At 60.9% G+C, this 26,713-nt stretch carries 27 protein-coding genes; 21 read left to right on the top strand and 6 right to left on the bottom strand.

The features are described 5' to 3' along the window. Nucleotides 1-58: 58 nt before the first annotated feature. Together RG540_RS13285 and actP are read left to right on the top strand one after the other, a co-directional pair. A complete protein-coding gene (locus RG540_RS13285; RefSeq protein ID WP_038593743.1) occupies nt 59-379 on the top strand; it encodes a DUF485 domain-containing protein in 321 nt (106 codons plus the stop codon). Beyond that, nucleotides 376-2,022: a cation/acetate symporter ActP gene (actP, locus tag RG540_RS13280; protein WP_038588660.1), complete on the top strand. Its 1,647-nt coding sequence runs from the start codon at nt 376-378 to the stop codon at nt 2,020-2,022. Before RG540_RS13285 ends, actP begins: the two co-directional genes overlap by 4 nt. A gap of 48 nt (nt 2,023-2,070) precedes the next feature. Here the strand turns inward: actP and RG540_RS13275 are convergent, their stop codons facing one another. Then, on the bottom strand, nt 2,071-3,177 hold the full coding sequence (locus RG540_RS13275; RefSeq protein WP_038588657.1) for an NADH:flavin oxidoreductase/NADH oxidase: 1,107 nt from the start codon (nt 3,175-3,177) through the stop codon (nt 2,071-2,073). 238 nt (nt 3,178-3,415) lie between these two features. On the opposite strand from RG540_RS13275, the gene RG540_RS13270 reads away from it, so the two are divergent. The 4 genes from RG540_RS13270 (at nt 3,416) to RG540_RS13255 (ending at nt 6,884) form a co-directional block, all read left to right on the top strand. Beyond that, nucleotides 3,416-4,198 carry an ABC transporter ATP-binding protein gene (locus RG540_RS13270; RefSeq protein WP_038593740.1) on the top strand — a complete coding sequence of 261 codons (783 nt, stop codon included), beginning with the start codon at nt 3,416-3,418 and terminating at the stop codon, nt 4,196-4,198. Nucleotides 4,199-4,299: 101 nt separating this feature from the next. Next, entirely contained in the window at nt 4,300-5,025 is a 726-nt protein-coding gene (locus RG540_RS13265; RefSeq protein WP_244446561.1) for an ABC transporter permease, read from the top strand. 23 nt (nt 5,026-5,048) lie between these two features. Further along, on the top strand, nt 5,049-6,119 hold the full coding sequence (locus RG540_RS13260) for an ABC transporter substrate-binding protein (protein WP_038588654.1): 1,071 nt from the start codon (nt 5,049-5,051) through the stop codon (nt 6,117-6,119). A 78-nt stretch (nt 6,120-6,197) separates the two neighbouring features. Then, on the top strand, nt 6,198-6,884 hold the full coding sequence (locus RG540_RS13255) for a VOC family protein (protein ID WP_038588651.1): 687 nt from the start codon (nt 6,198-6,200) through the stop codon (nt 6,882-6,884). 51 nt (nt 6,885-6,935) lie between these two features. On the opposite strand, the gene RG540_RS13250 is transcribed toward RG540_RS13255, so the two are convergent. From RG540_RS13250 to RG540_RS13240, 3 genes are read right to left on the bottom strand one after another with little or no spacing between them, the layout of a single operon-like run. Beyond that, entirely contained in the window at nt 6,936-8,051 is a 1,116-nt protein-coding gene (locus tag RG540_RS13250; RefSeq protein ID WP_038588648.1) for an FAD binding domain-containing protein, read from the bottom strand. Beyond that, nucleotides 8,048-9,262, bottom strand: a complete 1,215-nt coding sequence (locus RG540_RS13245; protein ID WP_051909391.1) for an MFS transporter — start codon at nt 9,260-9,262, stop codon at nt 8,048-8,050. Before RG540_RS13245 ends, RG540_RS13250 begins: the two co-directional genes overlap by 4 nt. A 30-nt stretch (nt 9,263-9,292) precedes the next feature. After that, nucleotides 9,293-9,811 (bottom strand): Dps family protein, encoded by a 519-nt coding sequence (locus tag RG540_RS13240; RefSeq protein ID WP_038588646.1) that lies wholly within the window; start codon nt 9,809-9,811, stop codon nt 9,293-9,295. Nucleotides 9,812-10,305: 494 nt separating this feature from the next. Between RG540_RS13240 and RG540_RS13235 the strand changes: the two genes are divergently transcribed. The 8 genes from RG540_RS13235 to RG540_RS13205 all read left to right on the top strand — a co-directional run bounded on the left by RG540_RS13235 (nt 10,306) and on the right by RG540_RS13205 (nt 19,508). Then, a complete protein-coding gene (locus RG540_RS13235; protein ID WP_038588644.1) occupies nt 10,306-11,889 on the top strand; it encodes a PAS domain-containing sensor histidine kinase in 1,584 nt (527 codons plus the stop codon). Between the two features lie 19 nt (nt 11,890-11,908). Beyond that, nucleotides 11,909-12,547: a response regulator transcription factor gene (locus RG540_RS13230; protein WP_007753590.1), complete on the top strand. Its 639-nt coding sequence runs from the start codon at nt 11,909-11,911 to the stop codon at nt 12,545-12,547. A gap of 69 nt (nt 12,548-12,616) precedes the next feature. Next, the gene (locus RG540_RS13225) at nt 12,617-12,988 is read left to right on the top strand and encodes a response regulator transcription factor (protein ID WP_007753588.1); all 372 of its coding nucleotides are present in this window, start codon (nt 12,617-12,619) and stop codon (nt 12,986-12,988) included. Nucleotides 12,989-13,049: 61 nt separating this feature from the next. Beyond that, nucleotides 13,050-13,352, top strand: coding sequence for a UBP-type zinc finger domain-containing protein (locus RG540_RS31670; RefSeq protein WP_080724936.1), 303 nt, complete (start codon nt 13,050-13,052; stop codon nt 13,350-13,352). Nucleotides 13,353-13,366: 14 nt separating this feature from the next. Beyond that, nucleotides 13,367-15,025 (top strand): FAD-dependent oxidoreductase, encoded by a 1,659-nt coding sequence (locus RG540_RS13220; RefSeq protein WP_038588640.1) that lies wholly within the window; start codon nt 13,367-13,369, stop codon nt 15,023-15,025. Nucleotides 15,026-15,499: 474 nt separating this feature from the next. Beyond that, complete coding sequence (locus tag RG540_RS13215) at nt 15,500-16,798, top strand: cytochrome c (RefSeq protein ID WP_038588637.1); 1,299 nt, start codon at nt 15,500-15,502, stop codon at nt 16,796-16,798. Next, complete coding sequence (locus RG540_RS13210; RefSeq protein WP_038588634.1) at nt 16,795-17,268, top strand: (2Fe-2S)-binding protein; 474 nt, start codon at nt 16,795-16,797, stop codon at nt 17,266-17,268. Before RG540_RS13215 ends, RG540_RS13210 begins: the two co-directional genes overlap by 4 nt. After that, nucleotides 17,265-19,508 carry a xanthine dehydrogenase family protein molybdopterin-binding subunit gene (locus tag RG540_RS13205; protein WP_038588631.1) on the top strand — a complete coding sequence of 748 codons (2,244 nt, stop codon included), beginning with the start codon at nt 17,265-17,267 and terminating at the stop codon, nt 19,506-19,508. Before RG540_RS13210 ends, RG540_RS13205 begins: the two co-directional genes overlap by 4 nt. 353 nt (nt 19,509-19,861) lie before the next feature. Here the strand turns inward: RG540_RS13205 and RG540_RS13200 are convergent, their stop codons facing one another. Continuing rightward, complete coding sequence (locus tag RG540_RS13200) at nt 19,862-20,704, bottom strand: alpha/beta fold hydrolase (protein WP_038588628.1); 843 nt, start codon at nt 20,702-20,704, stop codon at nt 19,862-19,864. A gap of 412 nt (nt 20,705-21,116) precedes the next feature. On the opposite strand from RG540_RS13200, the gene RG540_RS33595 reads away from it, so the two are divergent. Then, complete coding sequence (locus RG540_RS33595; RefSeq protein WP_407668906.1) at nt 21,117-21,197, top strand: hypothetical protein; 81 nt, start codon at nt 21,117-21,119, stop codon at nt 21,195-21,197. A 101-nt stretch (nt 21,198-21,298) separates the two neighbouring features. Next, entirely contained in the window at nt 21,299-21,637 is a 339-nt protein-coding gene (locus RG540_RS13195) for an AAA family ATPase (RefSeq protein WP_244446679.1), read from the top strand. 14 nt (nt 21,638-21,651) lie between these two features. On the opposite strand, the gene RG540_RS31665 is transcribed toward RG540_RS13195, so the two are convergent. Beyond that, a complete protein-coding gene (locus tag RG540_RS31665) occupies nt 21,652-21,789 on the bottom strand; it encodes a DUF1127 domain-containing protein (protein ID WP_080724934.1) in 138 nt (45 codons plus the stop codon). A gap of 297 nt (nt 21,790-22,086) precedes the next feature. Here RG540_RS31665 and RG540_RS13190 point away from each other — a divergent pair, with 297 nt between their 5' ends. From RG540_RS13190 to RG540_RS13170, 5 genes are read left to right on the top strand one after another with little or no spacing between them, the layout of a single operon-like run. After that, the gene (locus RG540_RS13190; protein ID WP_038588622.1) at nt 22,087-23,274 is read left to right on the top strand and encodes an ABC transporter substrate-binding protein; all 1,188 of its coding nucleotides are present in this window, start codon (nt 22,087-22,089) and stop codon (nt 23,272-23,274) included. Nucleotides 23,275-23,294: 20 nt separating this feature from the next. Next, nucleotides 23,295-24,167 carry a branched-chain amino acid ABC transporter permease gene (locus RG540_RS13185; RefSeq protein WP_007753248.1) on the top strand — a complete coding sequence of 291 codons (873 nt, stop codon included), beginning with the start codon at nt 23,295-23,297 and terminating at the stop codon, nt 24,165-24,167. 42 nt (nt 24,168-24,209) lie between these two features. Beyond that, a complete protein-coding gene (locus RG540_RS13180; protein ID WP_038588618.1) occupies nt 24,210-25,196 on the top strand; it encodes a branched-chain amino acid ABC transporter permease in 987 nt (328 codons plus the stop codon). After that, entirely contained in the window at nt 25,193-25,966 is a 774-nt protein-coding gene (locus RG540_RS13175) for an ABC transporter ATP-binding protein (protein WP_038588616.1), read from the top strand. Before RG540_RS13180 ends, RG540_RS13175 begins: the two co-directional genes overlap by 4 nt. After that, nucleotides 25,956-26,699, top strand: a complete 744-nt coding sequence (locus RG540_RS13170) for a branched-chain amino acid ABC transporter ATP-binding protein (protein WP_038588613.1) — start codon at nt 25,956-25,958, stop codon at nt 26,697-26,699. The genes RG540_RS13175 and RG540_RS13170 overlap by 11 nt, the downstream gene beginning before the upstream one ends. The last annotated feature ends 14 nt before the right edge of the window (nt 26,700-26,713 follow it).

Raw genomic sequence — 26,713 nt, 5'->3', positions numbered from 1 at the left:
GGGGATGGTCGCGGTTCGTACGGCCATCCCGGCAACCCTGGATTGGAGGACAGGCAGCATGGATGCACAAGTCAAACCGGTGAATCTGGAGCAGATCCGAAAGCGGCCATTGTTCTCTCGGATCAGCCTCGAAAGGAACTGCCTCGGGGCGGTACTGGCGATAGTGATGGCGGCCTTGTACTTCACCTTCATCAGTGTCGTCGCCTTTTCCCCGGGGATCCTCGCCGCTCCCATATCTCCAGGCTCTTCCATAAGCACTGGCGTGGTCGCTGGCGTTTCCCTCATGGTCTTCGGACTTGTCCTGACAGCAATCTACGCTCTCTACGCAAGCATGCGCCTCGACAAGCTCGCGTCTGCGCTGCGCAAGGAAATCCCATGAACCGGAAAACAGCAGTATCAAGTGGACTCGCGCTCACAATATTTGCTTCCGGTGCACGAGCGGATGCATTGACGGGCGAGGTGGCTCGACAAGCACTCAATCCGCTGGCGATCGCCATGTTCCTGGTGTTCGTCATTGCAAGCCTCGGCGTGACGGTCTGGGCCGCACGGCGCGGAACCCGAACCGCCAGCGACTACTATGCCGCCGGCGGCGGACTTTCCGGCGTGCAGAACGGTCTTGCGATAGCCGGGGACTATACATCGGCCGCGACGTTCCTCGGCGTGACCGCATTGGTCTACGGATCCGGCTATGACGGGATGATCTACGCGATAGGCTTCCTTGTCGGGTTCCCAATGATCCTGTTCCTGATCGCCGAGCCTCTTCGGAATCTTGGGCGATACACCTTTGCGGATCTCGCCGCCTATCGCTTGTCCGAGCGGCCGATCAGGACAGTCGCGGGTGTGAACACCTTAGTTATCGTTCTCTTCTACCTCATCGCCCAGATGGTCGGTGCGGGAAAGCTCATCGAGCTTCTGTTCGGCCTGCCGTACTGGATTGCGGTCGTGCTCGTCGGTGTGCTGATGATGCTCTACGTCACGTTCGGCGGAATGCTGGCGACGACGTGGGTGCAGATCACGAAGGCCGTGCTCCTGCTCTTCGGGACGGTTCTTATGTCGACGCTCATCCTCGCGCATTTCGGATTCAGCCTGAATGGCCTCTTCGCATCTGCCGTGGCGATCCATCCCAAGGGAATAGCGATCATGGCTCCTGGCGGATTGGTCAAGGATCCGATTTCCGCGCTGTCACTGGGCGTAGCCCTGATATTCGGGACCGCCGGGCTGCCTCACATCCTGATGCGGTTCTTCACCGTGTCGGACGCGGTGCAGGCTCGGGTGTCCGTTCTCGTCGCCACGTGTTTCATCACGGTCTTCTATTCGCTGCTCTTCGTCCTCGGCTTCGGTGCGATCGCGCTGGTATCCGGCGATGGCAATTATCTGGATGCCGCAGGCAAGATCATCGGCGGGACGAACATGGTTGCGATCCACCTCGCCGACAAGCTTGGAGGATCTGTCCTGATGGGCTTCATCTCGGCGGTGGCCTTCGCCACGATCCTCGCCGTCGTGTCCGGGTTGACGATGGCAGGCGCTTCCGCAGCGGGACATGACCTATATGCGCGGGCCTTCCGGAAGGGCAGTGCCACGGAAGCCGAAGAAATCCGGATGTCGAAGCTGTCGGCCGTCCTCATCAGCGGCTTTGCGATCGTCCTCGGGATCTTGTTCGAGAACCAGAACATCGCCTTCATGGTGGGGCTCGTGTTCGCGATCGCGGCAAGCGCGAACTTCCCGGTGATTTTCCTCTCTGTGACCTGGCGGGGCCTCACCACACGTGGCGCGGTACTGGGATCGGCTGCAGGGCTTCTGAGCGCGCTCTTTCTCGTTTTGCTCAGTCCTGCCGTATGGTCGGGAACGTTGGGCTTCGGTGCGGCCATCTTTCCGTACGACAATCCGGCTCTCTTCTCCGTGCCGCTGGCCTTCGTCGTGACCTTCCTCGCCTCGGTCTCCGACCGGAGCAGAAGCGGTGCCGCCGCGCGCGAGGGTTTCGACGCTCAGTATGTCACGGCCCATACCGGGATAAGATCGTAATCCTCCCGAATGGCCTCGGGCGTAGCACCCGAGGCCATTCAGTCCTCGTCAGGCGCTTTCGAAGAGCGTGCGGAACTGGCGCGGCTGGCAACGCAGGTACTGCGGGGCTGCCTTCACACTTTCCCCGAAATGGGCGGCGGCATGCCATGGCCAGCGTGGATCGTACAGTATGGCGCGGGCGATTGCGATCATGTCGGCATCCCCTGTGCTGACGATCGCTTCCGCCTGTTCGAACTCCGTGATGAGACCGACCGCCACGACAGGCATGGAAGTCGCAGCCTTCACGGCCCGGGCGAATGGCACCTGATAGTTCGGCCCGATCGCGATCCTCTGCTCGGCGGCGAGACCACCGGAGGAGACGTGGATGGCGTCGCAACCCTTCGTCTCGAGGGCCTGCGCGAAAGCGATCGTCTCGTCCAACGACCAGCCGCCGTCCACCCAGTCTGAGGCTGACACCCGCATGGTTACGGGGCCGCTTGCCGAGAACTCTTCCTGGACGACTTCGAAGACCTCGAGTGGGAAGCGCATCCTGTTCTCCAGCGATCCTCCGTACTCGTCGCTGCGATGGTTCGACAGAGGCGAAAGGAACTGATGCAGCAGATAGCCATGCGCGCCGTGGATCTGGATCGCGGCCAATCCGAGTCGCGCCGCCCGCTTCGCTGCATCGCCAAATGCCTGCCGTATCCGCTTCAGATCCTCTCTGTCGAGGGCGCGCGGAGGGGTGTACGAAGCTTGAAAGGGCACGACGCTTGGGGCGACGGTTTGCCATCCGTTATCCTTCCCGGGCGCGATCTGGCTGCCTCCATTCCACGGAACATCCGTCGAGGCCTTCCGTCCGGCATGCCCTAGCTGAATACCGATCGCGATGTCGGACCAGCGCCGGATCGACTCGAGGGTCCGCCCCATCGCGGTTTCGCATCCGTCCGAATAGAGGCCGACGTCGCCGTAGGAAATCCGTCCTTCCGGAGAGACCGCGGTGGCTTCGATTGTGAGGAAGCCGGCGCCGGAATTGGCCAGGTTTCCAAGATGGATCAGATGCCAGTCGGTCATCATGCCTTCGTGCGCGGAGTACTGGCACATCGGAGCGATCACAATACGATTGGGTAATGTCAGTCGACCCACCAAAGTAGGCGTAAAGAGTTTGGTGCGGTTCATGGCTTCTCCATCTCAGGTTGTCCGAAGATCTTTTCGGTATCGGGAAAACTTCGATTTCCACAGCGTCCAACGCACAGAGGTGCATGAATGCATTGCGGTTTTCGTCATGCCTAAATTATCGCCAAAAACGAGTATTGTCATTCTATTTATCAAGTGATAACTAAATTTTCATCAACCAGCGGCGACCCGTGGCAACTGTCGAAAAGCCCATGAACGACAAATATAGAAGGCTTTGAAGGTGGAACAACTAGAGTCATTCATCGAAATCAAGAAGGCGTCGAAGAAATTCGTGACGAGGTCAGGAGATCACGTCACCGCGCTAACCGACGTTAATTTATCAATAGATAAGGGAAAGTTCATTACTCTTGTCGGGCCCAGCGGTTGCGGAAAGAGCACTCTTCTGAGGATGGTCGGGGGGCTGATCCGACGGTCCAGTGGAAGCGTCTCGATCGGTGGCGCGGAGATCGAAGCTCCGACCGCGGGGATCGGTATGGTGTTCCAGTCGCCAGTTCTACTGCCCTGGCGAACAGTGCGCCAGAACGTAACGGTGGCAGCGGACATCGGTGGGGCGAACCGCAGGGAAGTCGACGAGCGGGCGACGAAGTTTCTCGACATGGTTGGCCTGAACGGTTTCGAGGACAAGTATCCGAGCGAACTTTCCGGTGGCATGCAGCAGCGGGTCGGCATCACCCGTGCACTGGTTCACGATCCTGAAGTGCTGCTGATGGATGAGCCCTTCGCCGCACTCGACGCGATGACGAAGGACAAGCTCCAGGTCGAACTGCAGTCACTCTGGATGACAAGCCGGAAGACGGTGATCTTCGTCACGCACAGCATCCAGGAAGCGGTCTTCCTTGCCGACCGAGTCATTGTCCTCGCGCCGAGACCCGGTCGCGTGGTGGATGACATCACGATCGAACTCCCTCGGCCCCGGACGCTCGAGATGATCAATTCCAGGGAATTCGGTGACTATACCAGCGCCGTGCGAAAGCATTTCGAAGCAGAGGGGCTTGTCCAATGAGTGAGGTCATATCCGCTTCCGTTCACCGCAAGGTCAAATCCCCATCGCGGTTCCGTTTCCCGGCTCCGGACATCGTCACCCTGGCATCGGTGGTCGTCCTCGTGGCGTTCCTGTCCGCGTGGGAGTGGGTGTTGATACCTCTTCTCAACATAAGTCCGGCGCTCCTGCCGAAGCCTAGCGCCATCGCCATCGCACTTTGGTCCGGGTTGTTTGTCGGAGACCTTGGAGCCGACATACTAATCACGCTGCAAGAGGTCTTCCTCGGATACGTACTGGGATCGGCCATCGGATTCGCCTTGGCTATCCCGGTCGCCGGGTCCCGAGTCGCCGAACGAATCCTCTATCCCTATATCGTCGCCCTTCAAGCCATTCCCAAGGTGGCGATCGCTCCGCTCTTTGTCATCTGGTTTGGCTTCGGCATGACTTCAAAGGTGGTGATCGTAGCCTTGATCACCTTCTTCCCGGTCTTCGTGAACGCGGTCATCGGGCTACGAGCGACGCCCGCCGAGCAGGATGAGCTGTTCGACGTCTACAACGCGTCCGCATGGCGTCGCTTCCGTTATCTCAGGCTTCCCAATTCGGCGCCCTACATTTTCGGCGGCCTCAATGTCGGTGTGACGCTGAGCGTGATCGGGGCGATCGTCGCCGAATTCGTCGGCGCGCAGGAAGGTATCGGTTCGGCGATCATCCGCGCTGGCTTCGCGCTGGACACCGCAGGGGTCTTCGCGGCCATCGCGGTCTTGACGTTCATCGCCGCGACCGCCAGCGCTGCGATCCAGGCCATTGGCCGCAAACTCGTCTTCTGGATGGAAAATCCGAAGGGCTAATCTAAACCAAAAGGGAACATGTCATGAAGAATGCCTTGAAAGCGGCAACAGTCGTTGCCGCGATCGCTACAGCCATGCCCATCGCGTCCGGCACAGCAAACGCTCTGGAGTCCGTGAAGATCATCCACGGCAACCCGGTCATGATCACCGCCGTCTTCGAACTCTATGTGCCCCTGGCGCTCGGCTGGTGGAAGGACGATGGCTATGACGTGCAGGTCGTCTATTCCCAAGGCTCGGCCGCAGCGGTCCAGAGCATCATCGGCGGCAGCGGCACGATCGGGATGATGAACACGACCCCGTGGCTTGCCGCCGACGCCAAGGGTCTGACAGACATCCGGATGCTGGCGACGATGCGCAACACGTCCTGGCGCATTCTGACGATGGCCGACAAGGGCATCACGAAGGCCGCAGATCTCAGGGGCAAGACTGTCGGCCTTGCGGTCGCCGGCTCCGGCGGAGCGATGTATCTCAACAGCATGCTGGCCTCGCACGACATCAACCCGCAGCGTGAGGTCCGCCAGGCCGTGATCGGTCTCGGGGCGCAGTCATACGAAGCACTGAAGTCGGGTGCGGTTGACGCCAGCCTGACATTCATGTCCGAGATCGCCAATTTCAAGGCTCTCGGGAACAACGCATCATACTTCTACGACGACCAGTGGATGCAGTTCCCCGACTACGGTCTCGTCGCAACTAACGACACCCTCAAGGCGAAGCCTGAACTGGTCGAGGCTCTGGCGAGAGGGATCGCCAAGGCCCAGGTCTTCGCGGAGGCAAATCCCGAATGCGTTGCGAAGATCTATCGCAAGAACTACGGAGCCAACCGCACGACGACGCTCGAGCAGGATACCGAAATCGAAAAGTCGAACGTCGAGGAGGCGAACCTGGCGTTTGACAGGGCCGGCGGTGAGCTGCGCGCCAAGGTCTCGGTCGAGGGCCTCGACAAGCTTCAGGCGTTCCTGCTCGAGAACAAGCTCATTCCCCAGACGATCGACCCCAAGAAGCTCGTGCCGGATGACCAAGCCTTCTTCCGGAGGATCAACAACTTCGACCATGCTGCCGTCATCGCGCAGGCCAAGGCATGCTCGGGCTTCTGAGCGGGACCTCCCAGAACGATCCTCAAAGGGTGGCCGTCGTAGGCCGTCTCCAATGTCCAATGAAACAGGAACTGGAAAATGATTCACATCGATCACGTCTGCCTCGGCGTCCGCAATTTCTTCGATGGCGCACAGCGCCTGCGGGAAGAGACAGGCCTTGGCTGCTACGAGGGAGGCTGGTTTCCCAAGCTCGGCCTCGCCAACAAGATCTTCCCGACAGGGAACGACACCTACATCGAGGTCGAAAGTGTCGTCGACGTCTTCGAATACGAGAAGGGCAATGCCTCTGCCCGCTTCTTCAAGGAGAAATGCGAGGACGGCGACGTGTTCATCGGCTGGTGTGCCCGGGTCGACAGCCGGGATGAACTGGAGCAGCTTGCCAAGCGTCTCGGCACCGATGTGATCGAAAGCACGCTGCGTACCCGTCCCGACGGGATGATGGGCGTCGCGATCCGCGCTCCCGAGACTATCCCAAGCTGGCGTGCGGGCCTCCCGAACTTCTTCCTCGTCAGCGACATCACCAAGCATCCGTCGCGCGTCACTCCGCAGTTCGGCACTCGGACTGCCACGGGAATCAGTTGGCTGGAACTCGGCGGCTCCGAAGAGGAGATGAGCGATTACCTCGGCATCCCGGCGAATTCCCTGGGCCTGCGGTTCAATGGCGGCGCGCATGGGCTGCATGCGATGGGAGTGTCGACCAGTGACGGCGAGATCGTAATACGGCGCAATGTGATCAGCGGCACGACAGGCAAGCAGGCGGCTTAGCCCGACCATTCTGACAGGCGGTCGAATAAGCACCGCCTGTCTATTCCGGATCTATAAAGCCGTTGCTCCGAGACGGCGTCCATAGTCTACGATCTCTCTACCAACACCGATCCTGGCGGCCTCGTACCGTTCCAACGCAGCCTGAACCTGCCGTTCTCCGGCAAGGCAAGCCACCAGCGCCATGACATCTGCTGCGGCCTTTGATACTCCCATCGCCGTATGCGGTCGCGCCACGAACGCGGCGTCCCCTACCAACGCCACAGATCTTCCGATCATCCTTGGCGCCTCATAGTCAAAGATGCCCTGGATCGAGGGAGTGGGCTCTGCTTCGACGGCAAGCGCGAACTGCGGCGGCAGTATTTCATGGGCGTCCCGGCGAAGGGCATCGCGCCGTTCCATGGAAAGCCCACCTCGACGGAGCGAATATTGCGATGAATGACCGCGCTCGTCCGTTAAGGTCCGCTGCAGCTCGTCCTGTTCGGTGGGTTTGTACCAGACCCAGTTGTATCTGCGGCGGCCGACATCGATTTCGCCTCCGGATCCGGGAACGAGATAGCCGAGGATGTGCACGCCGCTGGTCACGTAGAAGGCGAAACGGTCGAGCAGTATGGATGCGCCATTGGGTAGTTGCGTTTCCGGGATCAGTCCACGCCAGGCGACATAGCCCGCGAACTGGTTGCCGTGGTCCGTCTGATTAACGGTGGCGCGCACCACGGAGCCGACGCCGTCGGCTCCGATAACGAGATCGGCGGTTTCCTTGGTGCCGTCCCCGAAGATGATCTCCGCGCTTTGTTCGCCATCCTCGACCCGGACCACCTCTCGGTCGAGCATGAATGCTTCCGAAGCGAAGTGCGACAGTACCGTATTGTAGAGGTAATCCCACGAAATCTGCTTCTGCGGAGCCCGCGTTGTCTGAAGGACGCGTCCGTCGCGGCCGAAGTAGATCCGTTCCCTCGCCACCACACCGACCTCTTCGGCGTCCTCGGCACCGATCATCCGGAGGAGGCTGAAGAGGTCCTCCTGGGGAACGAGGCCTGCGCCTCGCCCTCCCAGTCCGTGCGCGGAACGCTCATAGATCTTCACCTCGTGGCCGCTCCTCTGAAGCAGTATCCCTGCGAACACCCCTGCCAGGGAACCGCCGACAACTTTGATGCGGAGTTTCCTCATGATGGCTTCCCGCTGACGGTGGTGGAGGGGACTGCCCGATGATGCGCGGCCTTTATCGCAACTGCGATGATGCCGAGGGTGGCCCCAAGTACGCTGACGCCCAACCAGCCAGCTTGACTCCAGGCCGCGGTTGCGAGAGCCGAACCGGCTGAACCGCCTAGGAACATCCCGGTCATAAAGATCGTGTTGATGCGGCTGCGCGCATTCGGATCGAGCGCGTAGATGATGTGCTGGTTGGAAACCAGCGCGCCCTGGATCCCGAAGTCGAGCACGATGACACCTAAGACCAAGGCTACCAGCGACGGCCAGAATCCGAAGAGGATCCAGGCGGCCACGGTCAACAGCCCGCCGAGCCAGACTACGAAATGAGGTCCCCGGCGGTCGGCGATCCGACCTGCCAGCGGTGCGGCGAAGATGCCGACCGCGCCGACCACACCGAATAGTCCTGCGATGTCCGCACCGAGGTTGAACTGCGGGCCTTGGAGGTAAAGCGCCAGGATTGTCCAGAAGGCCGTGAAGGACGCGAACAGGAACGCCTGGATGAAGGTGGCCGCCCTCAGCGTCCGCTCACGCTTCCAGAGTCCGGCGAGGGAGGCGATGGCGTAATGGTAGGGCAGGCGTGTCGTAGGCTTGTGATGAGGCAGCGTCCAGAACATCAGCGCCATGGCGAAGAGCGCCAGAGGGACCCCGATCCAGAACATCTCCCTCCATCCGGCATGCTCGCCGACGAAGCCCGATAGCGTCCGACTGAATAGGATGCCGGACAGAACGCCCGCCATCACGGTGCCGATGGTCGCACCGCGCTTCTCGGGTGGAGCGAGGGATGCCGCGAACGGTACGATCTGCTGCGCGACCGTGGAACTGGCCCCCACGATCAGCGAGGCGGCGATGAGCAGCGTCGGTGTCGGTGCCACTGCGACAAGAGCGAGCGCACCCGCCAGGATGAAGAACTGGCCGATGATTAGCCAGCGCCGGTTGACGAGGTCCCCGAGGGGGAGCAACAGGAACAGTCCAACCGCGTACCCGAGCTGGGTTGCCGTCGGAACCATGCCGACGACGTGCTGGCCGGGAAACTCGGCCTCGATGATGCCGAGCATCGGCTGGTTGTAGTAGATGTTCGCGACGGCGATGCCGGCAGCGACAGCCATCGCCAGGAGACCTATCTGGGTCATCGGCTTCGTGCTCGGAATTTCTTCACTGATGGTAGTCATGGTCGTACCTTCCGGAATTCTGGTGGCGAATTATGCCGCGTTGCGCGTTGTCTCGAACAGGAACCATGCGCGGCGCTCGGCTTCATCGATCCAGACTTCCAGCAGGCTGGTCGTGGCGACATCGTTGTATTCGGCGCAGAGCTCGTGGGTCTGCCGCATGAAGGATACGAAGCGCTGGTTGTCGTCCTTCAGCTCGGCGAGCATGTCGCGAGGGGTTACGAAGTCTGCGTCGTTGTCGAGAATGCGCTGCAGCTTGCCGATATGCCAGATCGAGCGGAGCGTGGTGCCACCAATCTTCCGGGCGCGTTCGGCTATCGCGTCGGTCATCGCGAAGATCTGGTCGCCCTGGTCGTCAAGCATGAGGTGGTAGTCACGGAAGTGTGGGCCGCTCATGTGCCAGTGAAAGTTCTTGGTCTTCAGGTAGAGCGCGAACGCGTCGGCCAGCAGCGTCGTCAAGGCACCCGATATTTCGGTGACTGCGTTGGACTCGAAGTCCGAGGGGGTTGTCAGGGGTGCCTTGCGGCGTGTTTCGACGGCGATGCGGTCCATGGTCTCTCTCCTGAGCTAGAACGTTGACTTCAGCCGCGGATCCTCGCGGACGACCCGGTCAGGGATCTCTCTGGCGGCTGACGAAAGCTAGAACAGCCCGGAACCGCATGACATCCAATGCTGGTCTAAGGGGTCCTATACTTAGGGCTAGGGGGCCGACATCTCGCCGCAGGAACATCCCGATCGGTACCTTCGTATGGCTCGAGAACGGCGATCACCGCGTAGCCTCAACAAGTCTCTCGGAAATGATTTCCGCACGGAGGCAGGCAGCATCGATAATGCCGTCTATGGAGACCGGCGCCTCAACCCCGGGTGCCGAAGTCCCGTGGCATGCCGCGGCTCCGTATCCATGGCCACGTGGGCTTCAGAGCAGTATCGGCCGTTGCTGCTACGGCTGCCTGAGGGCCAGACCATTGTATAGGTCCTTCGACCCTTTCGATGGACTATTCTCAATCCGCTGACAAAATGCGTTCGGACAAAACGCAGGGGAACCGATGAGAATCAATCATTTGACCACACCCGCGGCGGTTCCGGCCACGCCAAGCCACCATTTCGCTGCTCGCTTTGCTGCGTTCATCCTTGCGGTGACGGTCTTCTACGTCGACACGTTCACATCGATCGAAAGCGCCATCGCCGTTCTGTACGTGATTGTGCTGCTCCTTGCGGCGGAGTCCCTAAGTCGAAAGGGTATCTGGGCAGTGTCCTTTGTTTGCGGCTCGCTCGCCATAGTCTCCTATTTCGGCACGCACAGCTTCAGCCCCGATTTTCCCTCATTACTGCGCCTAGCCGTGTCGCTTGCCGCGCTCCTGATCACCTGCTCCCTGATCCTTCGCAACGACCGGTCGCGAAGCGATCTGATCGCTTCCCATGCCGCCCTGAAGGATAGCGAGCGTCGTTACCGCTCGATCTTCGAGCAGAGCCGCGTGGCACTCTGGGAACGGGACTACTCGCAAGTGAGATCTTTCCTGATGGGGCTGAAAGCGACAGGCGTAATCGATCTGCGAGAGTACGCGGCGGCCCGGCCCGAGATCATATCCCACTGTGTTTCACTTATCCGGACGGTTGCCGCGAATGCTGCAGCCCGGGACCTGCTGGGGACGATCGGAGAGATAGCTCCCGACGGTTCGATGCGGAGGTATCTGGCGCCGAACGACGTGACATTCCTTGAGCTGATGGTCGCGATCTTCAACGAGGAGAATTCGTTCGAAGGGAAGGGCAACCTGATGGCCGCGGATGGCCAGACGAAGCTGGTGCTCATGAGCATGACCCTGCCTGACGATTCGTCCAAGTTTGATCGCATCATCGTTGGCATGGTCGACATCACTGAAGGGGAGATGACGCAGAAGGCGCTGCTCGAAGCTCAGGCCGAACTCACGCGCGCGTCCCGTGCCGCTACTGTCGGCGCGCTGTCGGCGTCGCTTGCGCACGAACTCAACCAGCCGCTGGGCGCCCTCGTCGTAAACGCACAGACGATGCTGCGGTGGATGGATCGAGACCCACCCGATCTTGCCGCGATCCGAAGGTCCGCCGAGCGGATGATCCGCGACAGCAAGAGGGCGAGTGAAATCATTCGAAATACCCGTTCGCTGCTTTCTCATGAGGTTCAGATTCTGGAACGGGTCGGTCTTCCCGAGCTGATCGCGGAGACGAGGGCGCTGATGGATCACGATCTTGGCAGGGAGGACGTGACCGTTGACGTCACTTACGGACCCGGGGCAAGAACGGTCGCAGCCGTCCGGATCGAGCTGCAACAGGTCCTGATCAACCTGATCTCGAACGCGATCCAGGTCATGGCAGAGAAGAATGTCCCGAGACGGAGGATCGTCATCGAAACGGAGCGCCGGGATAACAGGTCGACAGTGATATCGGTGCGGGATTTCGGGCCCGGAATAAGCGAGGAGGCGATGGCCCGTCTGTTCGTGCCGTTCTTCACGACCAAGGCTACCGGGATGGGGATGGGGCTCTCGATCTGCAAGAGCATGATGGAAGCGCGCGGAGGTGACCTGTCGGCGCGCAACCATACCGACGGCGGCGCAGTCTTTGAAGTCACAATACCGATGAGCGAGAACGATGACTGAGATGAATACCAGGAATAGAATGAAACAGATTCCGGCAGGGCCAGTCGTCCACATCCTCGACGACGACGAATCCATGCGTGAGGCACTTACGGACCTGCTTCAGTCGATGCAGATTTCGAGCCGCGCGTTCGCGACGACGCAGGCTTTCCTGGAATCATACCGCCGCGACCAACCCGGCTGCATCCTACTCGACGTACGCCTGCCCGGTGTGAGCGGTCTGGATTTCCAGGGTCACCTTGAGCGCCTAGGGAACCATATGCCTATCATCTTCATGACCGGATTTGGTGATATCCCGATGTCGGTGCGCGCCATGAAGGCGGGGGCGGTGGATTTCCTGACCAAGCCCTTCCGCGATCAGGATATCCTTGATGCTGTAACGGTCGCCCTCGACAAGGACGCACAGCGTCGCCGCGAGAGTGCGGCATCCGACGCAGTTGCCGCGCTTGCAGCCACGCTTACGCCGAGGGAGCGAGAGGTCATGGCCGCAGTCGTCCAAGGCCTGATGAACAAGCAGATCGCGTTCAACCTTGGCATCAGCGAGATCACCGTCAAACTTCACCGGGGCAACGTCATGCGCAAGATGGACGCGCGTTCGGTAGCGGATCTAGTGCGCAAGACCGAGCTGCTGGACGAAGCGGGGACCCAACCTACACCATAGTCTGATATCGAGGGCGAACCGACGAGCGCATAACAAGAACTACAAAAATAAACAGATTAGGCTGTCCCAGTGTCCCCAGTCCCCACCATCGCAATCGTTGACGATGACCAAGCCATGCGTGAGGCGCTGGACGACATGGTCAAGTCATGCGGTTACGAGAGCCGCCTGTTCTCCTCCGCCGAAGAATTTCTGTCCCTGGAGCAACGCGACTCGATCGATTGCATGCTTCTGGACGTGAAGATGCCCGGTCTGTCCGGGCTGGAACTCCAGGCCCAGCTTAACACGGAGCCGCCCAAGCCGCCCATCATCTTCATGACCTCCTATCACGACGAGCGGACCCGCTCCGCCGCGATGGAGGGAGGAGCATTGGCGTTTCTAGGCAAGCCCGTCGAATTCGACTGCCTTATTGCCGCTCTCGAGAAGGCGCTCGGCAAGGGTTGAGAACTACTTCCCGTCGAAACGGAAAGTCGATCCAAGATACTTTTGATGATGGAGAACGAGTATGAGCGGTTGCAGCCACGGAGCCACAATCCGGTCAGTCACTCCCAGGACGATCGGTTGCGAGGAATGTCTCGAAGAGGGCCAGGCGTGGTTCCATCTGAGGATCTGCCGTGAATGCGGACATGTCGGCTGCTGCGATCAATCGATCGGCAAACACGCGACGGCGCATTTCCACCAGACCGGGCATCCCATCATCGAAGGCTACGATCCTCCGGAAGGATGGGGGTGGTGCTACGTAGACGAGGTTTTCGTTGAATTACCGGATCAGACGACGCAGCGCGGCCCTATCCCGCGCTACTATTGAAGATTGGAAAACCGATGGGCACCGCTGGCTCGCGTGACTACCAGATGTTCCCGGCCCTCGATCCGCACCAGGTGGCGGCCGCGAGGCGTTTCGCCGATGGAGCCTCGCGCCACTTCGATCCGGGGGAGACCATCTTCGATATCGGCGACAAGCACGCTCCCGCATGGCTGGTGCTTGACGGATCGATCGACGTGTTTCGCCATGACGGCCTGACGGGCGAGGTCCCGGTGACGGGCCACACTATCGGGCAGTTCTCAGGGGAAGTCAGCCAGCTTTCCGGCCGCCCGTCCCTTGCGGGCGGGCGTGCCGGGACGAACGGGTGCGTGGCCGTCTCATTCGACGCCCCCCATCTCAGAGCTCTGATCATCGGTTCGGCGGATATCGGCGAGATCGTGATGCGCGCCTTTATCCTTCGCCGTGTCGCGCTGATCGACGAGGGCGGCGCTGGTTCGGTGCTGATTGGGAGGCCGGGCAGCCCGAACCTAGTCCGGCTTCAAGGTTTCCTGGCGCGAAGCGGATATCCGTATGTCGTCCTTGATGCCACTGCGGATGGCGAGGGCCGTGAGCTGATCGATCGCCTGGGCATCCTGTCCGACGAGCTACCTCTGATGGTGTGCCCCGGCGGAACAGTTTTGAAGGATCCGACTGACAGCGAGGCCGCCGTCTGCCTGGGGGTCACGCCTGATCTCGTGCCCGGTACGATCTATGACGTGGCAATCGTCGGCGCGGGTCCCGCAGGTCTTGCCACCGCCGTCTATGCCGCGTCCGAGGGGCTGAGCGTCCTGACGATCGACGAGCGGTCCGCTGGCGGCCAGGCTGGAGCGTCGGCCCGGATCGAAAACTACCTGGGCTTCCCGGCCGGAATATCGGGGCAGGCCCTTGCAGGGCGCGCTTTCAATCAGGCCTTGAAATTCGGGGCGGAAATCGCTTTCCCGATCCAAGTGCTCGATCTCTCGAGCGCTCCACAGTCAGGACAAGGAAACGCAGTCCTGAAGCTCGGGCTGGATGGAGAACGAAGCGTTGAGGCACGCACTGTGGTGATCGCATCCGGTGCGCGATATCGCCGCCCGCCCATCGCGAATATCTCCATCTTCGAAGGTGCCGGCGTCTCATATTGGGCGTCCCCGATCGAAGCGAAGCTCTGCGAGGGCGAAGAGGTTGTCCTCGTCGGAGGTGGGAATTCGGCCGGGCAGGCGATCGTCTTCCTCGCTCCAAGGGTCCGGCAGCTCCATGTCGTCGTCCGCAGGGCACTCGGGGAAACGATGTCGAGCTATCTGATCGAGCGTATCGCGGCACTTCCCAACGTCGAGATCCATGTCGACAGCGAGATCGTCGAGTTGGAAGGCGACCGCGCAATCGGTCTTACCGGGGCCGTCGTGCGCAGTCGCTCTTCCGGAAACGAGCGTCGGTTTGCAGTCCGACATCTTTTCTTGTTCATCGGTGCGGATCCGAACACGGCATGGGTCCGCTTCCAGGTGGACGTCGACGACAAGGGATTCGTATTGACGGGCGAGCCCGTTCCGGGAGGCCGCTCCGTGCTGCCGCTCGAGACCAACATCCCCAACGTGTTCGCCATCGGCGACGCGAGGTCGGGATCGACCAAGCGTGTGGCTGCCGCGGTCGGCGAAGGCGCCGCTGTCGTTTCGCAGATTCATGAATGCCTTCGGCGGTAGACTGGCGATTGGAAGATATCGGCTGATTAGGTCTTTCGCAGAGTTTCCTTTCGCGATTGCAAGCCGCCGCGCCAATCCACGCTGGCCAGGAAACGGAAGCTGGAAGTCATCGCAGAGTGTATGGAGAGCTAGGCCCAGACCGACGCGCTGCTCCGCCTGGGATGGACGCAAGGGCAGGGATATTTCTTCGCAAGACCGATCCCCTCGGGGGCAATTCGGGGAACTGATCCTTCGCGGGGATCGTCGCCCGGCCGTCGCGTGACGGCATCGACAGACCCATCCTACACCAAGGTCTAGGAAGACCAAACTCATAGTCGGATTCCGGACGGATCCCGATCGGCTAAAAATCGGCAATCGATTTCAAGCTGAGGAATGGATGCGTCTGAAACGCTCCAGGTCACGACCGCCGGATGATGTCTCGCGGGACCTGACAAGGGAGTCGTCGGCATTCGCAAAACAGGGGCATGTTCACGAATGGGCTCAACCAATCGAAAACTGATGGCCGGCGCCACCCTTCTCGGGCTTGCGACACTCGTTGGCGCCGGCATCGCCGGGTGGATCGTCTACGAAGCCGAAATCCCGAGGATCAAGCCGCCGGATCGGGCCTTGCTCTCACCTGCACTGATCCGGAGAGGCGAGCAGTTGGCCACCGTCGGGGACTGCATCGTCTGTCACACCGCGGACAATGAACCCGCTCTTGCGGGTTCGAGGGCCCTGGCCACGCCATTTGGAACCCTCTATTCCAACAACATTACTCCGGATCCCGACAGCGGGATTGGCAGTTGGTCGGCTGATGCTTTCAGAAGGGCGATGAAGCAGGGGGTCGCTCGCGACGGAAGCCATCTCTATCCGGCGCTTCCGTACGAACATTTCTCGCGCGTCACCGACGATGATCTCGATGCCGTCTACGCATTCCTGATGAGCCGGGACCCTGTGAAGAAGACCGCCCCGCCGAACGAACTCATGCCGGGACTGGGCTTCCGACCGCTGCTTGCAGGATGGAAGCTACTGTTCTTGAGAACCGCCGCGACGGCTTCCGATCCATCCGAGAGTCCGGAATGGAACCGGGGCAGATACCTCGTCGACGGGCTGGCCCATTGCGGCGGCTGCCATACGCCGCGAAACATCCTTGGCGGCGAGGAATGGGGCAAGCGCTTCGCTGGAGGCGTGGCCGAAGGGTGGAACGCGCCTCCGTTGGACGCAAGCAATGTTCCGTCCGAGCGGTGGAACGTCGAAACGCTCTACGGATATCTGAAGACGGGCACAGCACGCGGGCATAGCTCGGCAGCAGGCCCCATGGGGCCGGTTACGGAAGGTCTTTCCAGACTGAACGACGACGACGTGCGTTCGATCGCTACCTACATCGATTCGACTATGCATGCCGGGGCCGTAACTCGTCCCGCCGGCCGGCGGGTCGCTGGCGGCGGCGCTGACGTCGCCGTTCAGTCACATCCCGCAACCGTCACCTTGTTCGAAGGCGCATGCGGTGGCTGTCACGAGCCAGCCGCACCTATGGCATCGAGAGGGCGGCCCCTGCTTTCGGATACTTCGGACATGAACGCGCCGGACCCGCGGAACGCCATTCAGGCAGTGCTGCAGGGCATCAAGGATCCGACCAGCGACGCTCCGTTCATGCCGCCGTTTACTGACAATCTCACCGACGACCAGGTCGCCGACCTTCTGGCCTACGCAAGGTCGCGGTTCACGTCCCAGTCGCCTTGGCCGCGCCTCGGGAACGCGGTTCGCGATATCCGGAAAGAGAACGCAAGATGACCATATCCATCACAGTCAATGGCGCGAAGCACGAGATCGGAAGTGATCCTGATACGCCGCTGCTCTACGTGCTTCGGGATGACCTCGAACTCAACGGTGCAAAATTCGGGTGCGGGCTCGGACAATGCGGTGCCTGCACGGTGCACATAGACGGGAAGGCGGTCTTTTCCTGTCTGACCCCGGTCGGGGTCATCGGTGACAGATCGGTCAGGACCCTGGAAGGTCTCGGCTCGGTCGATGCGCCCGGAATCGTGCAGAAGGCCTTTCAGGATGAGCAGGCGGCACAGTGCGGATACTGCATAGCGGGCATGATCATGCGCGCGCAGGCTCTCCTCGAAAAGATCCCGGATCCGACCGACGAACAGATCCGGGAGCACATGCAGCCCAATCTCTGCCGCTGCGGAACCCATGCGCGAATCCTTCATGCGGTCCGGCGTGCCAGCGATGTAATGGCCGGAGTGGTCCGATGAACCCGATCACGAGACGTTCCTTCCTCGCTGCCAGCGGCATCGCTGTAGCATTCGCCATGACGAGACCGGCTCGCGCCCAGCTCGCCGGCGGCGGCGAGGGAGGGGCTGGGCCGATCGCTCTCGCTCCCGCTCTTCCGGGCAGCCTGAAATCATCCCCCTACCTCGATTCCTGGATCCTGCTCGATCAGAGCGGAAGGGCCACCGTCTTTTCAGGGAAGGCCGAACTCGGCCAGGGCATCAGGACGGCCCTGACGCAGGTGGCGGCCGAGGAACTGGACCTACCCCCAGCGGACGTCGATCTCGTCACGGTGGATACCCTGCGCACGCCTGACGAAGGGCTGACGGCGGGTAGCCACTCGATGCAGGACAGTGGCACCGCGATCCGGAATGCTGCGGCGAACGTCCGGATGCTCCTGCTCAAACAGGCGGCCGCGATCCTCAGGGTCAAGGAAGGCGACGTGACTTCGATGGGCGATGGGACCATCAGAGCCGGCGATGGCCGCCGCATCGGATACGGCGAGACCGCATCCGCCCTGTCGATGCATGTCGAGGCGGTACCCGACGCGCCGCTTCGCCAGAAGAGCCAGTTCCGGACAATGGGCACCAATCTTCCACGGCTGGACATCCCGGCGAAAACCACGGGCGGAGCCGCTTTCATTCACGACATGCGCCTGCCCGGGATGCTGCATGCAAGGGTCATCAGGGGACCGAGCGAAGGTACGAGGCTGGCATTGCCGTCGGACAGCGAGATCGAGTCCATGGACGGTGTCGTGAAGTTCGTGCGGAACGGAAACTTCGCGGCGGTGGTGGCCGAACGTGAATGGAACGCCGTAAAGCTCATGCGGAGGCTCCAGGCCTCGCCTTACGAGCTTGCGAGATCGCCGTTCCCGACGGGTGGGGTCGCCGAGACGCTGAAGGCGCTGCCTGCGAGGGACATCGTCATACTGGATGCCAGCAAGCCGACTGCGGATCCCAAGCGCTCGGTCAGGAAAAGCTTCACCAGGCATTGGATAAGTCATGGTTCGATTGGTCCGTCGTGCGCTCTGGCCTGGCTGCAGGATGACATTCTGACGATCTGGACTCACAGCCAGGGCACATTCGATGTCCGGCGCGTCGCCGCGGATCTCCTGAAGCGCCCTATCGAGACCATCCGCGCGATCCATGTCGAGGGAGCGGGCTGCTATGGCCAGAACGGTGCCGACGATGTCGCCGCCGAGGCTGCGTTGATCGCCGCATCGCTGCCGGGTCGACCCGTGCGACTGCAATGGATGCGGGAGCAGGAGTTCGGCTGGGAACCGCTGGGTCCCGGAATGGCGACCGAGGTGGATGCTGCCCTCGATGGCGACAACCGGATCGTCAGATGGAACTACGATGTGTGGAGCAATCCACACAACAATCGTCCCGTGGGGGCGGGTGGCGTCCTGGTAGGGAACGAGGTCGTCCCTTCGTTTCCGGTACCGGAAGGCAAACCCATTCCGATGCCTGAAGGCGATGGCAGCCGCAATTCCAATCCTCTGTACGACCTGCCAAACATGAACGTCGTCTATCATTTCATCAAGGACATGCCGATCCGGGTTTCCGCGCTGCGATCACTAGGCGCCCACCTCAATGTCTTCTCGATAGAGAGCATGTTTGACGAACTTGCTCTGACGGCGGGAATCGACCCGCTCGACCTTCGACTGAACCACATGGCGGATGACCGCGCGCGACAGGTTATGCTGACCGCGGCCGACGCCTTCGGCTGGAGGAAGCGCAAGAAGGCGGCACCCTTGCAGGGATTCGGGATGGGGTTCGCGCGTTACAAGAACCTCGGCGCTTACTGCGCGATCTTCATGGAGGTCCGCGTCGAGCGGGACACCGGGCGGGTCACCGTCCGAAGGGTCCAGGCGGCCGTGGATTGCGGCGAGGTCGTTTCGCCCAATGGTATCGAAAACCAGGTCGAAGGGGCCATCATACAATCCTTGAGCTGGTGTACTCGCGAAGCCGCGGCAACCGATGGAACTCTGAGAAAAAACTTCGACTGGAGCACTTATCCAATTCTCCGCTTCCGCGATGTCCCTGAACATATCGATGTTATAGTGGAAGCCCAGCCGGGGAAGCCGTTCTTGGGGGTAGCCGAATGCGGCCAGGGACCAGCCTCGGCTGCGCTCGCCAATGCTCTTGTCGACGCGACCGGCGTCCGGTTCTCCGATATGCCGATCACTGCAGAGGTGGTTAGATCTGCAATTGTCACGCTCTGACTTCGATCCTCGGGCATGGTAGGCCATACTTCCAGTCTTGTCCCGCCGCACGGGGGGTGGAACTTGGACCGGGACAGGAGAAACCGCGGTGAGCGGACGGCGCCCCTGGGGCACGCACTCGCGCGGTGAGCATCCGAAGCCTCGACTTCGGCGGCGGAATGTGGCTCGTCCAGCAACATCCTGATCGCACCGGTGAAGACAGGCGAACGTGGGTGAGGGGCCAGACATCCTCCCCATACCGAAAATCCTCACCGGACTGACCTAAGGCATGCAACGACGGCGAAGGACGGCTGGCAAGAGCCAGCCGTCCTGAAACAGCGAACAAATCCAATCAGGGCGAACGAGGCTGCCGCTCATTCCTTGACGAATGCGAGCAGGTCCAGATTGATGACATCCGCATGCGTGGTGAGCATGCCGTGAGGATAGCCCGGATAGACCTTCAGCGTGCCGTTCTTGACGAGCTTGACCGACAGCCGGCCGGCATCGTCGATCGGCACGATCTGGTCGTCGTCGCCATGCATGACGAGAACCGGAACGGTGATCTTCTTCAGGTCTTCGGTCTGATCTGTTTCGGAAAACGCCTTGATGCCGTCATAATGAGCCTTAGCGCCACCGATCATGCCCTGACGCCACCAATTCTGGATGACACCCTGGGAAATCTCCGCGCCTGGACGGTTGAAGCCGTAAAACGGGCCGGTCGGCAGGTCGAGGTAGAACTGGGCGCGGTTGTCGGCGAGTGCCTTGCGTAAGCCGTCGAACACCTCGATCGGCAGGCCGCCGGGATTGCTCGCGGTCTTCACCATGATCGGCGGAACGGCGGAAACCAGAACGGCCTTGGCGACGCGGCCCTGCGGCTGGCCGAACTTGGCGACGTAGCGGGCAACTTCGCCGCCACCGGTCGAATGACCGATATGGACGGCATTCTTGAGGTTCAGGTGCTCGTAGACGGCCGAGGCGTCGGCTGCGTAATGGTCCATGTCATGGCCTTCGCTCACCTGCTGCGAGCGGCCGTGGCCCCGGCGGTCATGGGCGACGACGCGGTAGCCGCTGGCAAGGAAAAACAACATCTGGTTGTCCCAGTCGTCCGACGACAGCGGCCAGCCGTGATGGAAGACAATCGGCTGGGCATCCTTCGGACCCCAGTCCTTGTAGAAGATATCGACGCCGTCCTTGGTCTTGATGAAAGATTGGGTCATTTACCTGTTTCCAGTTCCTGGTTGCTGTGAGTGTTGCGTCGCGGCGATGGCCGGTGACGTTTGCAGCGAGATTGCTGCCGCCAGCGCGGCGCCTGTGCGTAGCGCGTCGCGTCGTGAGAGCTTCAGATCGGAATTCGCGGTCTGCATGGTGGCGTATCTCTCCGTCATCCGAGGTTGGTCATTCAGTGCCGTCGGTGGCCCTAATGAAGGACGCGAAACCCTCACTGGGCTCGGTCGCTCGTTCTCGGCTGCTGACGTGAAGAGACTACGGCAGCGTAGCAGCGCCCGCACCTATACCTAGGATCAGGATGGATAGGCTGTTCGGGTGGCGTGCGAGGGACCTGCGTATTGAGCATCAGGCTTTACTGGCTTCAGGCTTGAAACGGCAGGAGACAGGGATGAATCCTACGCGATCGTCAGAGGTGATGGGAGTAGTGCGCGCATTACGCTGAGTGAAGGAGAGCGGAGCTTCATCTCGTTCCCGTATTTCTAGCATCTCATCCGTGGCAGTACGACCTCCGCAGAGGTCAGCGGGAACAGGGTGGTGGTCTTCGACGATCCGGTGTCAGTCTCGACAGCGACGTCCTGTTGATCGTGAGCGCGCTCATAAAGCGGGTGCTCTCCGAGGCGTGTTCAGGCAAGGTCGCCATCAAGCAGGTCTTCGCGCTGACCCACAACATCTATTTCCACAAGGAAGTGACGTTCGACCCTGACCGGAAAGCCGACAAGCGTGCCCACGACACATTCTGGATCGTTCGAAAGACGAACGAGGGAAGTCAGGTCGAGGGCTTCGCCCGCAATCCCATCCGCACGTCATACGAGCTGCTGTGGGAGGAAATCCGTAAACCCAGCCGTCCAGCGTTGACGATACAGAACGTGATGCGTCGTATCCTGGAGTGTCTGCGGCTGTCAGGCATGACTTTCATGCCCTAAACCACAGCACGCATTCAGCGGCCCTCGACGGCACCGCGGATATGAGATCGGGCTACTCCGATGTCGTGAAGGGTTCGATCATCGAGACCCTCGAGTTCTCGGACTGCGCGTCGTAGCTCTACATACCTTCTCAGTCTTTCGCCGAGCTTCATTCTATCTCTCCATGGTTGCTGATGCCTATACTATAGGCTCGTCGCCGCTCACAATGTATGCATTTGCCATCAATGCAGGCATGTCGCCCGGTCATGGCTATCTGGGCCAAGGTCTCTCGAGCGCGCCCCCGCCATAAGGAAACCCTATAGCGGCAGAAAGGAGTTGTGTTGGCCAAACCCGGCCGCATGAACCTACTGTGACACCTGGCTCAGCATGAGGCTGCCCAATAAGAACCGCCAAAGCGGCAAATGCCGGCATAAAGCCGGACGAGATCATCCGAAACACGGAGCGGGAACATGACACATCAATTCAATCGCAGAATGCTTTGCATCTCCACGGCGATCCTCGCGATCGCCGGATCGGTTCCTTTCACTGCCACGGCGCAGGCAGCCGACACGATCAAGCTCGGGATCGTCGCGCCGATGAGCGGACCGAATGCCCGCTACGGCGGTTTCTCAATGCACGGCGCTGAGCTTGCGGTGAAGGACATCAATGATGCCGGCGGCGTCAACGGCATCAAGATCCAGCTCTTCAACGCGGACAGCCAGGGCACGCCGGTCGAAGGGGTCTCGGCGACCCGCCGCCTGATCGACCAGGAAGGTGTCGACTTCATCATCGGCGACGTTTCGAGCTCGGTGACCCTCGCCATGCAGCCTGTCGCGGAAGACGCTGAGGTGCTCCTCCTGAACGCCGCATCTTCGAACCCAAAGATCACCTACCAGGCAGGTGTCGGCGGCTTCAAATGGACCTACCGCAACTACCCGACGGACGAAAACCGTGCGCTCGTCGTCGCCAAATATGCCGCCGAGCAGCGAGGCTTCACAAAGTTCGCGGTTCTTTCGGTAGACAGCGACTACGGCCGCTCGGCCATTACTTTCACCAAGAAATACCTTCCGGAATTCAAGGGGCAGATCCTCAGCGAGGATTACTACAAGGAAGGCGAAGTCGATTTCCGCAGCGTTCTCGCCAAGATCCGCGACAACGGTGCGCAGGCGATCATCTACTACGGTCTTGCCGACACGACGCCGATCCTCGCCCGCCAGATGGTCGAGCTCGGCATCGCGGGCAAGGTGACGCTGATCGGCAACGGCGAGTTCAATACCGAAAAGACCATCAAGTCGGCTCCGACCGCTCTCGAAGGTGCGGTCGAAGCCGCGGCATGGCTTCCGCAGTTCGACTCCCCGGCCAGCAAGGCCTTCGTCGAGAAGTTCACGACGACCTACAAGGAAGCGCCTAACAACCACGCCTATGTCCACTGGGACACGGTCAACCTGCTCGCCGCCGCAATCAAGCAGGCTGGCAGCGCCGACAAGAGTAAGGTCCGCGACGCCCTTTCGAAGATCAAGTACAAGAGCCCCGTCGGCGACGTCACCTTCGACGATCACAATCAAGCTCGCCTGCCGATGATCCTTCTGCAGATCGAGAAGGGTGTTCCGAGCATCAAGGGTGCATACTCGGCAGACATCCAGTACCCTGCCAAGTAATTCCCGGGAGGAGTACGTCCATGCTCTCGACCGTTCTCGAACAAGTCGTCAATGGGATCGTGACGGGTTCCGTCTACGCGATCGTCGCCGTGGGAATGACGATGATTTTTGGCGTGCTGCGAGCCATCAACTTCGCTCACGGCGAATACTACATGCTCGGGACGTTCGGCGCCTGGTTCGCCATCGACTATCTCGGCCTTTCCTATGAGGCTTCGATCGTCGTGGGCGTTCTCGCGACGATCGTGGTCGCCTACGTCGTCGGCCAGCTCGTCATGCGTCGGATGGTCGGCGCTCCGGCGGAGTCGGGGGTGCTCGCCACCCTTGGCATCGCCCTCATCCTGCAGAACACCGTGATCTTCGTCTTCGGGGGAGGCTACAAGTTCTTCTCCGGAGGCTATATCGAGCCTATCTCGATCTTCGGCTTCAGCCTGGCACAGCAGCGCATTCTCATCCTCGTGGTCTGCCTGGTCGTCTTCGTCGGCCTCGAACTGATGGTCACCTACAGCCGTCTCGGCATGGCCATGCGCGCGGTTTCCCAGAACGTGGAATGCTGCGAGGTCGTTGGCATCGACGTGCCGCAGGTCGTGCTCCGGACATTCATTCTCGGTGCCGCCCTGGCCGCTCTCTCGGGTGTCCTGACCGCGCCCGTCAACGTCAGCGTCTATGGCGGAATGGGCGAGCTGATCACGTTCAAGACCCTGCCCATCATCATCATGGGCGGACTTGGCAACGTGCGCGGGACGTTCTTCGCCGCCATGATCCTGGGGATCGCCGAGAGCCTCGTCGCCACCTATGTTGGGCTGCAGTTCCGCGACACCGTCGGCTTCGCGACCCTCATCCTCGTGCTGATGTGGCGTCCGCATGGCCTCTTTTCGACGCAGGCGCGCTTCTAAAGCAGCTCCAGCCGAACCTTCTCGAACGTCTGAGGACTCGACATGTCTCTCACAGAAACCGTCCCGCAGTCCCGGAGACGAGATCTCCGAATCCCGCTCGCCGTCGTCCTGATCGTCGTAGCACTTGCTGCTCCCTACATCGGAAGCCGCTATGTGACCCACTCCCTGATCATTGCCCTCATATTCATGCTGCCGGCCCATGGGCTCAATCTTCTCGTCGGCTACACGGGCCTCCTGTCGCTCGCGCAGGCCGCATTCTTCGGGATCGGCGCCTATACGGCGGGCCTGCTAGCCGTCACCTACGGGACCCCGTTCTACGTCAATCTCATCGCCGCCGCCCTGGTATCCGGTGCCGCCGCACTTCCACTCGGAATTCCGGCCCTGCGTCTCCGCTCGACATCATTCGTCATGTGCACGCTGGGGTTTGTCATCATCGGCCAGGCGATCGCGAAGAACTGGGTCTCGGTCACCCGGGGAGACATGGGGCTTTCGAGCATTCCGAAACCGTATTTCGAACTCGGACCGCTTTCCTTCACCGTTTCCGGCACGACCAATTTCTACTATCTCGCCTTAGCGGTCGGCGTGCTGGCCACCCTGGCGGTGTGGGCGATCGTCAGATCTCCTGCGGGGCGGAACATGGTGGCGATCCGCGAAAACGAGACCCTTGCCGAATCCCTCGGTGTTCCCACCTGGCATTATAAGCTGATCGTGTTCATGATCAGCGCGATGTTCGCAGGCGTCGGCGGCTGCCTCTACGCCCACTATCTCACGGTCGTCAGCCCACTGACCTTCCAGATGTACTACTCCACAACGATGCTGATCATCGTGCTGGGTGGCGGCGCTGGAATGATCTCAGGCACTGTCTTCGGCAGCCTGTTGTTCGTCGGTTTGACAGAGGCGTTGCGTGTCGCCCCAGAGGTCCGGATGATCGCTTACGGCGCTTGCCTTCTCGTTCTGGTCTTCTGGTTCAGACAAGGCTTCGCCCCCCTCATCAATCGCTTCTGGAACGCGATCGGAGGTGTGAAATGAATGCTCATCTTCCGCTCCTGGAGATCCGGAACCTCAGCAAGTCCTACGGTGCGGTCAAAGCCGTGAACGATGTCAGCATCCATATCGACAGAGGTGAGATCGCCGGACTGATCGGGCCGAACGGGTCCGGCAAGTCGACGTTCTTCGACTGCAGCACAGGGCTTGCACGTCCGGACACCGGCACTGTCATTCTCGACGGACAGGATATCACCGGGTGGTCCCTGAACCGGATCGCCCGGGAAGGCCGCATGTTGCGGTCGTTTCAGAAGACCGTGACGTTCAAATCCCTCGACGCCGAAGAGAACCTGGTCATCGCAGGCCAGATGTTCACATTTCCCTCCATCGCCGCGACGTTCGGTCTCGGAAAGCTTTCCAGGAGCCGCATCGAGGGGTTGCGCGAGAGGGCGCGCGAACTGATCAAGATGGCAGGCCTCTGGGATGTCCGGCATCAGCCAGCAGGCAACCTTTCCGGCGGACAGCAAAAGCTGATCCAGTTCGCCTCCATGCTGATGCCCGAGCCGAAGCTCATCCTGCTGGACGAGCCGATGGCGGGCATCAATCCGAAGATCATTGAGCGGGTGGTGGACACGATCCTTTATGCGAACAAGTCGCTGGGCGTCAGCTTCCTGGTGATCGAGCACAACATCGATGTGGTGACCAGCATCTGCCAGCGCGTCGTCGTTCTCGATCAGGGAGCTAAGCTCGTCGAGGGCCTGCCGCAAGACATCATCCAGGACCAGCGTGTGAGGGAGGCCTATCTTGGAGGCTAAGACAAACCTTTTGGTCCGCGACCTGCGGGCAGGCTACGGCAATCTGGACATCCTCAACGGCGTCGATCTCGACGTGCCCGGGGGCCAGTTCGTGGCTCTCATGGGCCCGAACGGCGCAGGCAAGTCGACACTGCTGAAGACGCTCTACGGCATGACCTCCATCAAGGGCGGCAACATCGACTGGCGCGGCAAGAACATCGCCGGACAAAAGTCGAGGGCGATCCTGGGCGAGGGGATCTCGTTCGTACCGCAGGGCCGTTGTAACTTCCCCGTCATGAGCGTCGACGAGAATCTTCAGATGGCGGCCTATACGCTCCGCGATGCGAAGGTCAAAGCCGACCGCGACTATGTCTACGACCTTTTCCCGATCCTGAAGAAACGACGCGCCACGCTGGCTGGCAACATGTCCGGCGGCGAGCAGCAACTGCTCGAGGTCGCCATGGCCGTCCTGCAGCGACCGAAGGTCCTGCTGGTCGACGAGCCGTCGGTCGGGTTGTCGCCCGCAGCGATCGGCATCGTGTTCGACGAGCTTCTGAGGCTTCACGCCGATGGAATGACAATCCTTCTCGTCGAGCAGAATACCAAGAAGGCGATGGAAGTCGCACAGCGTGCGGTGATCCTGAGGCTTGGCCAGGTCATCTGGGACGGGTTGCCGAAGGACATCACTCATGACGAACTCGGCGAGCTCTTCCTGACCGGGAAGATGCGTGGCGAGGCCGATGCCGTCCACTGACGGTCGAATATCAC

The organism is Neorhizobium galegae bv. orientalis str. HAMBI 540 (genome assembly GCF_000731315.1).
Lineage (GTDB): Bacteria > Pseudomonadota > Alphaproteobacteria > Rhizobiales > Rhizobiaceae > Neorhizobium > Neorhizobium galegae.
This window is presented reverse-complemented; position numbering and strand designations above follow the sequence as displayed.

Coding starts and splice junctions, on each gene's coding strand:
- RG540_RS13205 (WP_038588631.1), top strand. CDS start 17,265: ATGAACCCGATCACGAGACGTTCCTTCCTCGCTGCCAGCGGCATCGCT.
- RG540_RS13250 (WP_038588648.1), bottom strand. CDS start 8,051: ATGAGGAAACTCCGCATCAAAGTTGTCGGCGGTTCCCTGGCAGGGGTG.
- RG540_RS31665 (WP_080724934.1), bottom strand. CDS start 21,789: ATGAAGCTCGGCGAAAGACTGAGAAGGTATGTAGAGCTACGACGCGCA.
- RG540_RS13210 (WP_038588634.1), top strand. CDS start 16,795: ATGACCATATCCATCACAGTCAATGGCGCGAAGCACGAGATCGGAAGT.
- RG540_RS13255 (WP_038588651.1), top strand. CDS start 6,198: ATGATTCACATCGATCACGTCTGCCTCGGCGTCCGCAATTTCTTCGAT.
- RG540_RS13235 (WP_038588644.1), top strand. CDS start 10,306: ATGAGAATCAATCATTTGACCACACCCGCGGCGGTTCCGGCCACGCCA.
- RG540_RS13200 (WP_038588628.1), bottom strand. CDS start 20,704: ATGACCCAATCTTTCATCAAGACCAAGGACGGCGTCGATATCTTCTAC.
- RG540_RS13240 (WP_038588646.1), bottom strand. CDS start 9,811: ATGGACCGCATCGCCGTCGAAACACGCCGCAAGGCACCCCTGACAACC.
- RG540_RS13230 (WP_007753590.1), top strand. CDS start 11,909: ATGAAACAGATTCCGGCAGGGCCAGTCGTCCACATCCTCGACGACGAC.
- actP (WP_038588660.1), top strand. CDS start 376: ATGAACCGGAAAACAGCAGTATCAAGTGGACTCGCGCTCACAATATTT.
- RG540_RS13245 (WP_051909391.1), bottom strand. CDS start 9,262: ATGACTACCATCAGTGAAGAAATTCCGAGCACGAAGCCGATGACCCAG.
- RG540_RS31670 (WP_080724936.1), top strand. CDS start 13,050: ATGAGCGGTTGCAGCCACGGAGCCACAATCCGGTCAGTCACTCCCAGG.
- RG540_RS13260 (WP_038588654.1), top strand. CDS start 5,049: ATGAAGAATGCCTTGAAAGCGGCAACAGTCGTTGCCGCGATCGCTACA.
- RG540_RS13185 (WP_007753248.1), top strand. CDS start 23,295: ATGCTCTCGACCGTTCTCGAACAAGTCGTCAATGGGATCGTGACGGGT.
- RG540_RS13275 (WP_038588657.1), bottom strand. CDS start 3,177: ATGAACCGCACCAAACTCTTTACGCCTACTTTGGTGGGTCGACTGACA.
- RG540_RS13190 (WP_038588622.1), top strand. CDS start 22,087: ATGACACATCAATTCAATCGCAGAATGCTTTGCATCTCCACGGCGATC.
- RG540_RS13175 (WP_038588616.1), top strand. CDS start 25,193: ATGAATGCTCATCTTCCGCTCCTGGAGATCCGGAACCTCAGCAAGTCC.
- RG540_RS13220 (WP_038588640.1), top strand. CDS start 13,367: ATGGGCACCGCTGGCTCGCGTGACTACCAGATGTTCCCGGCCCTCGAT.
- RG540_RS13180 (WP_038588618.1), top strand. CDS start 24,210: ATGTCTCTCACAGAAACCGTCCCGCAGTCCCGGAGACGAGATCTCCGA.
- RG540_RS13285 (WP_038593743.1), top strand. CDS start 59: ATGGATGCACAAGTCAAACCGGTGAATCTGGAGCAGATCCGAAAGCGG.
- RG540_RS13215 (WP_038588637.1), top strand. CDS start 15,500: ATGGGCTCAACCAATCGAAAACTGATGGCCGGCGCCACCCTTCTCGGG.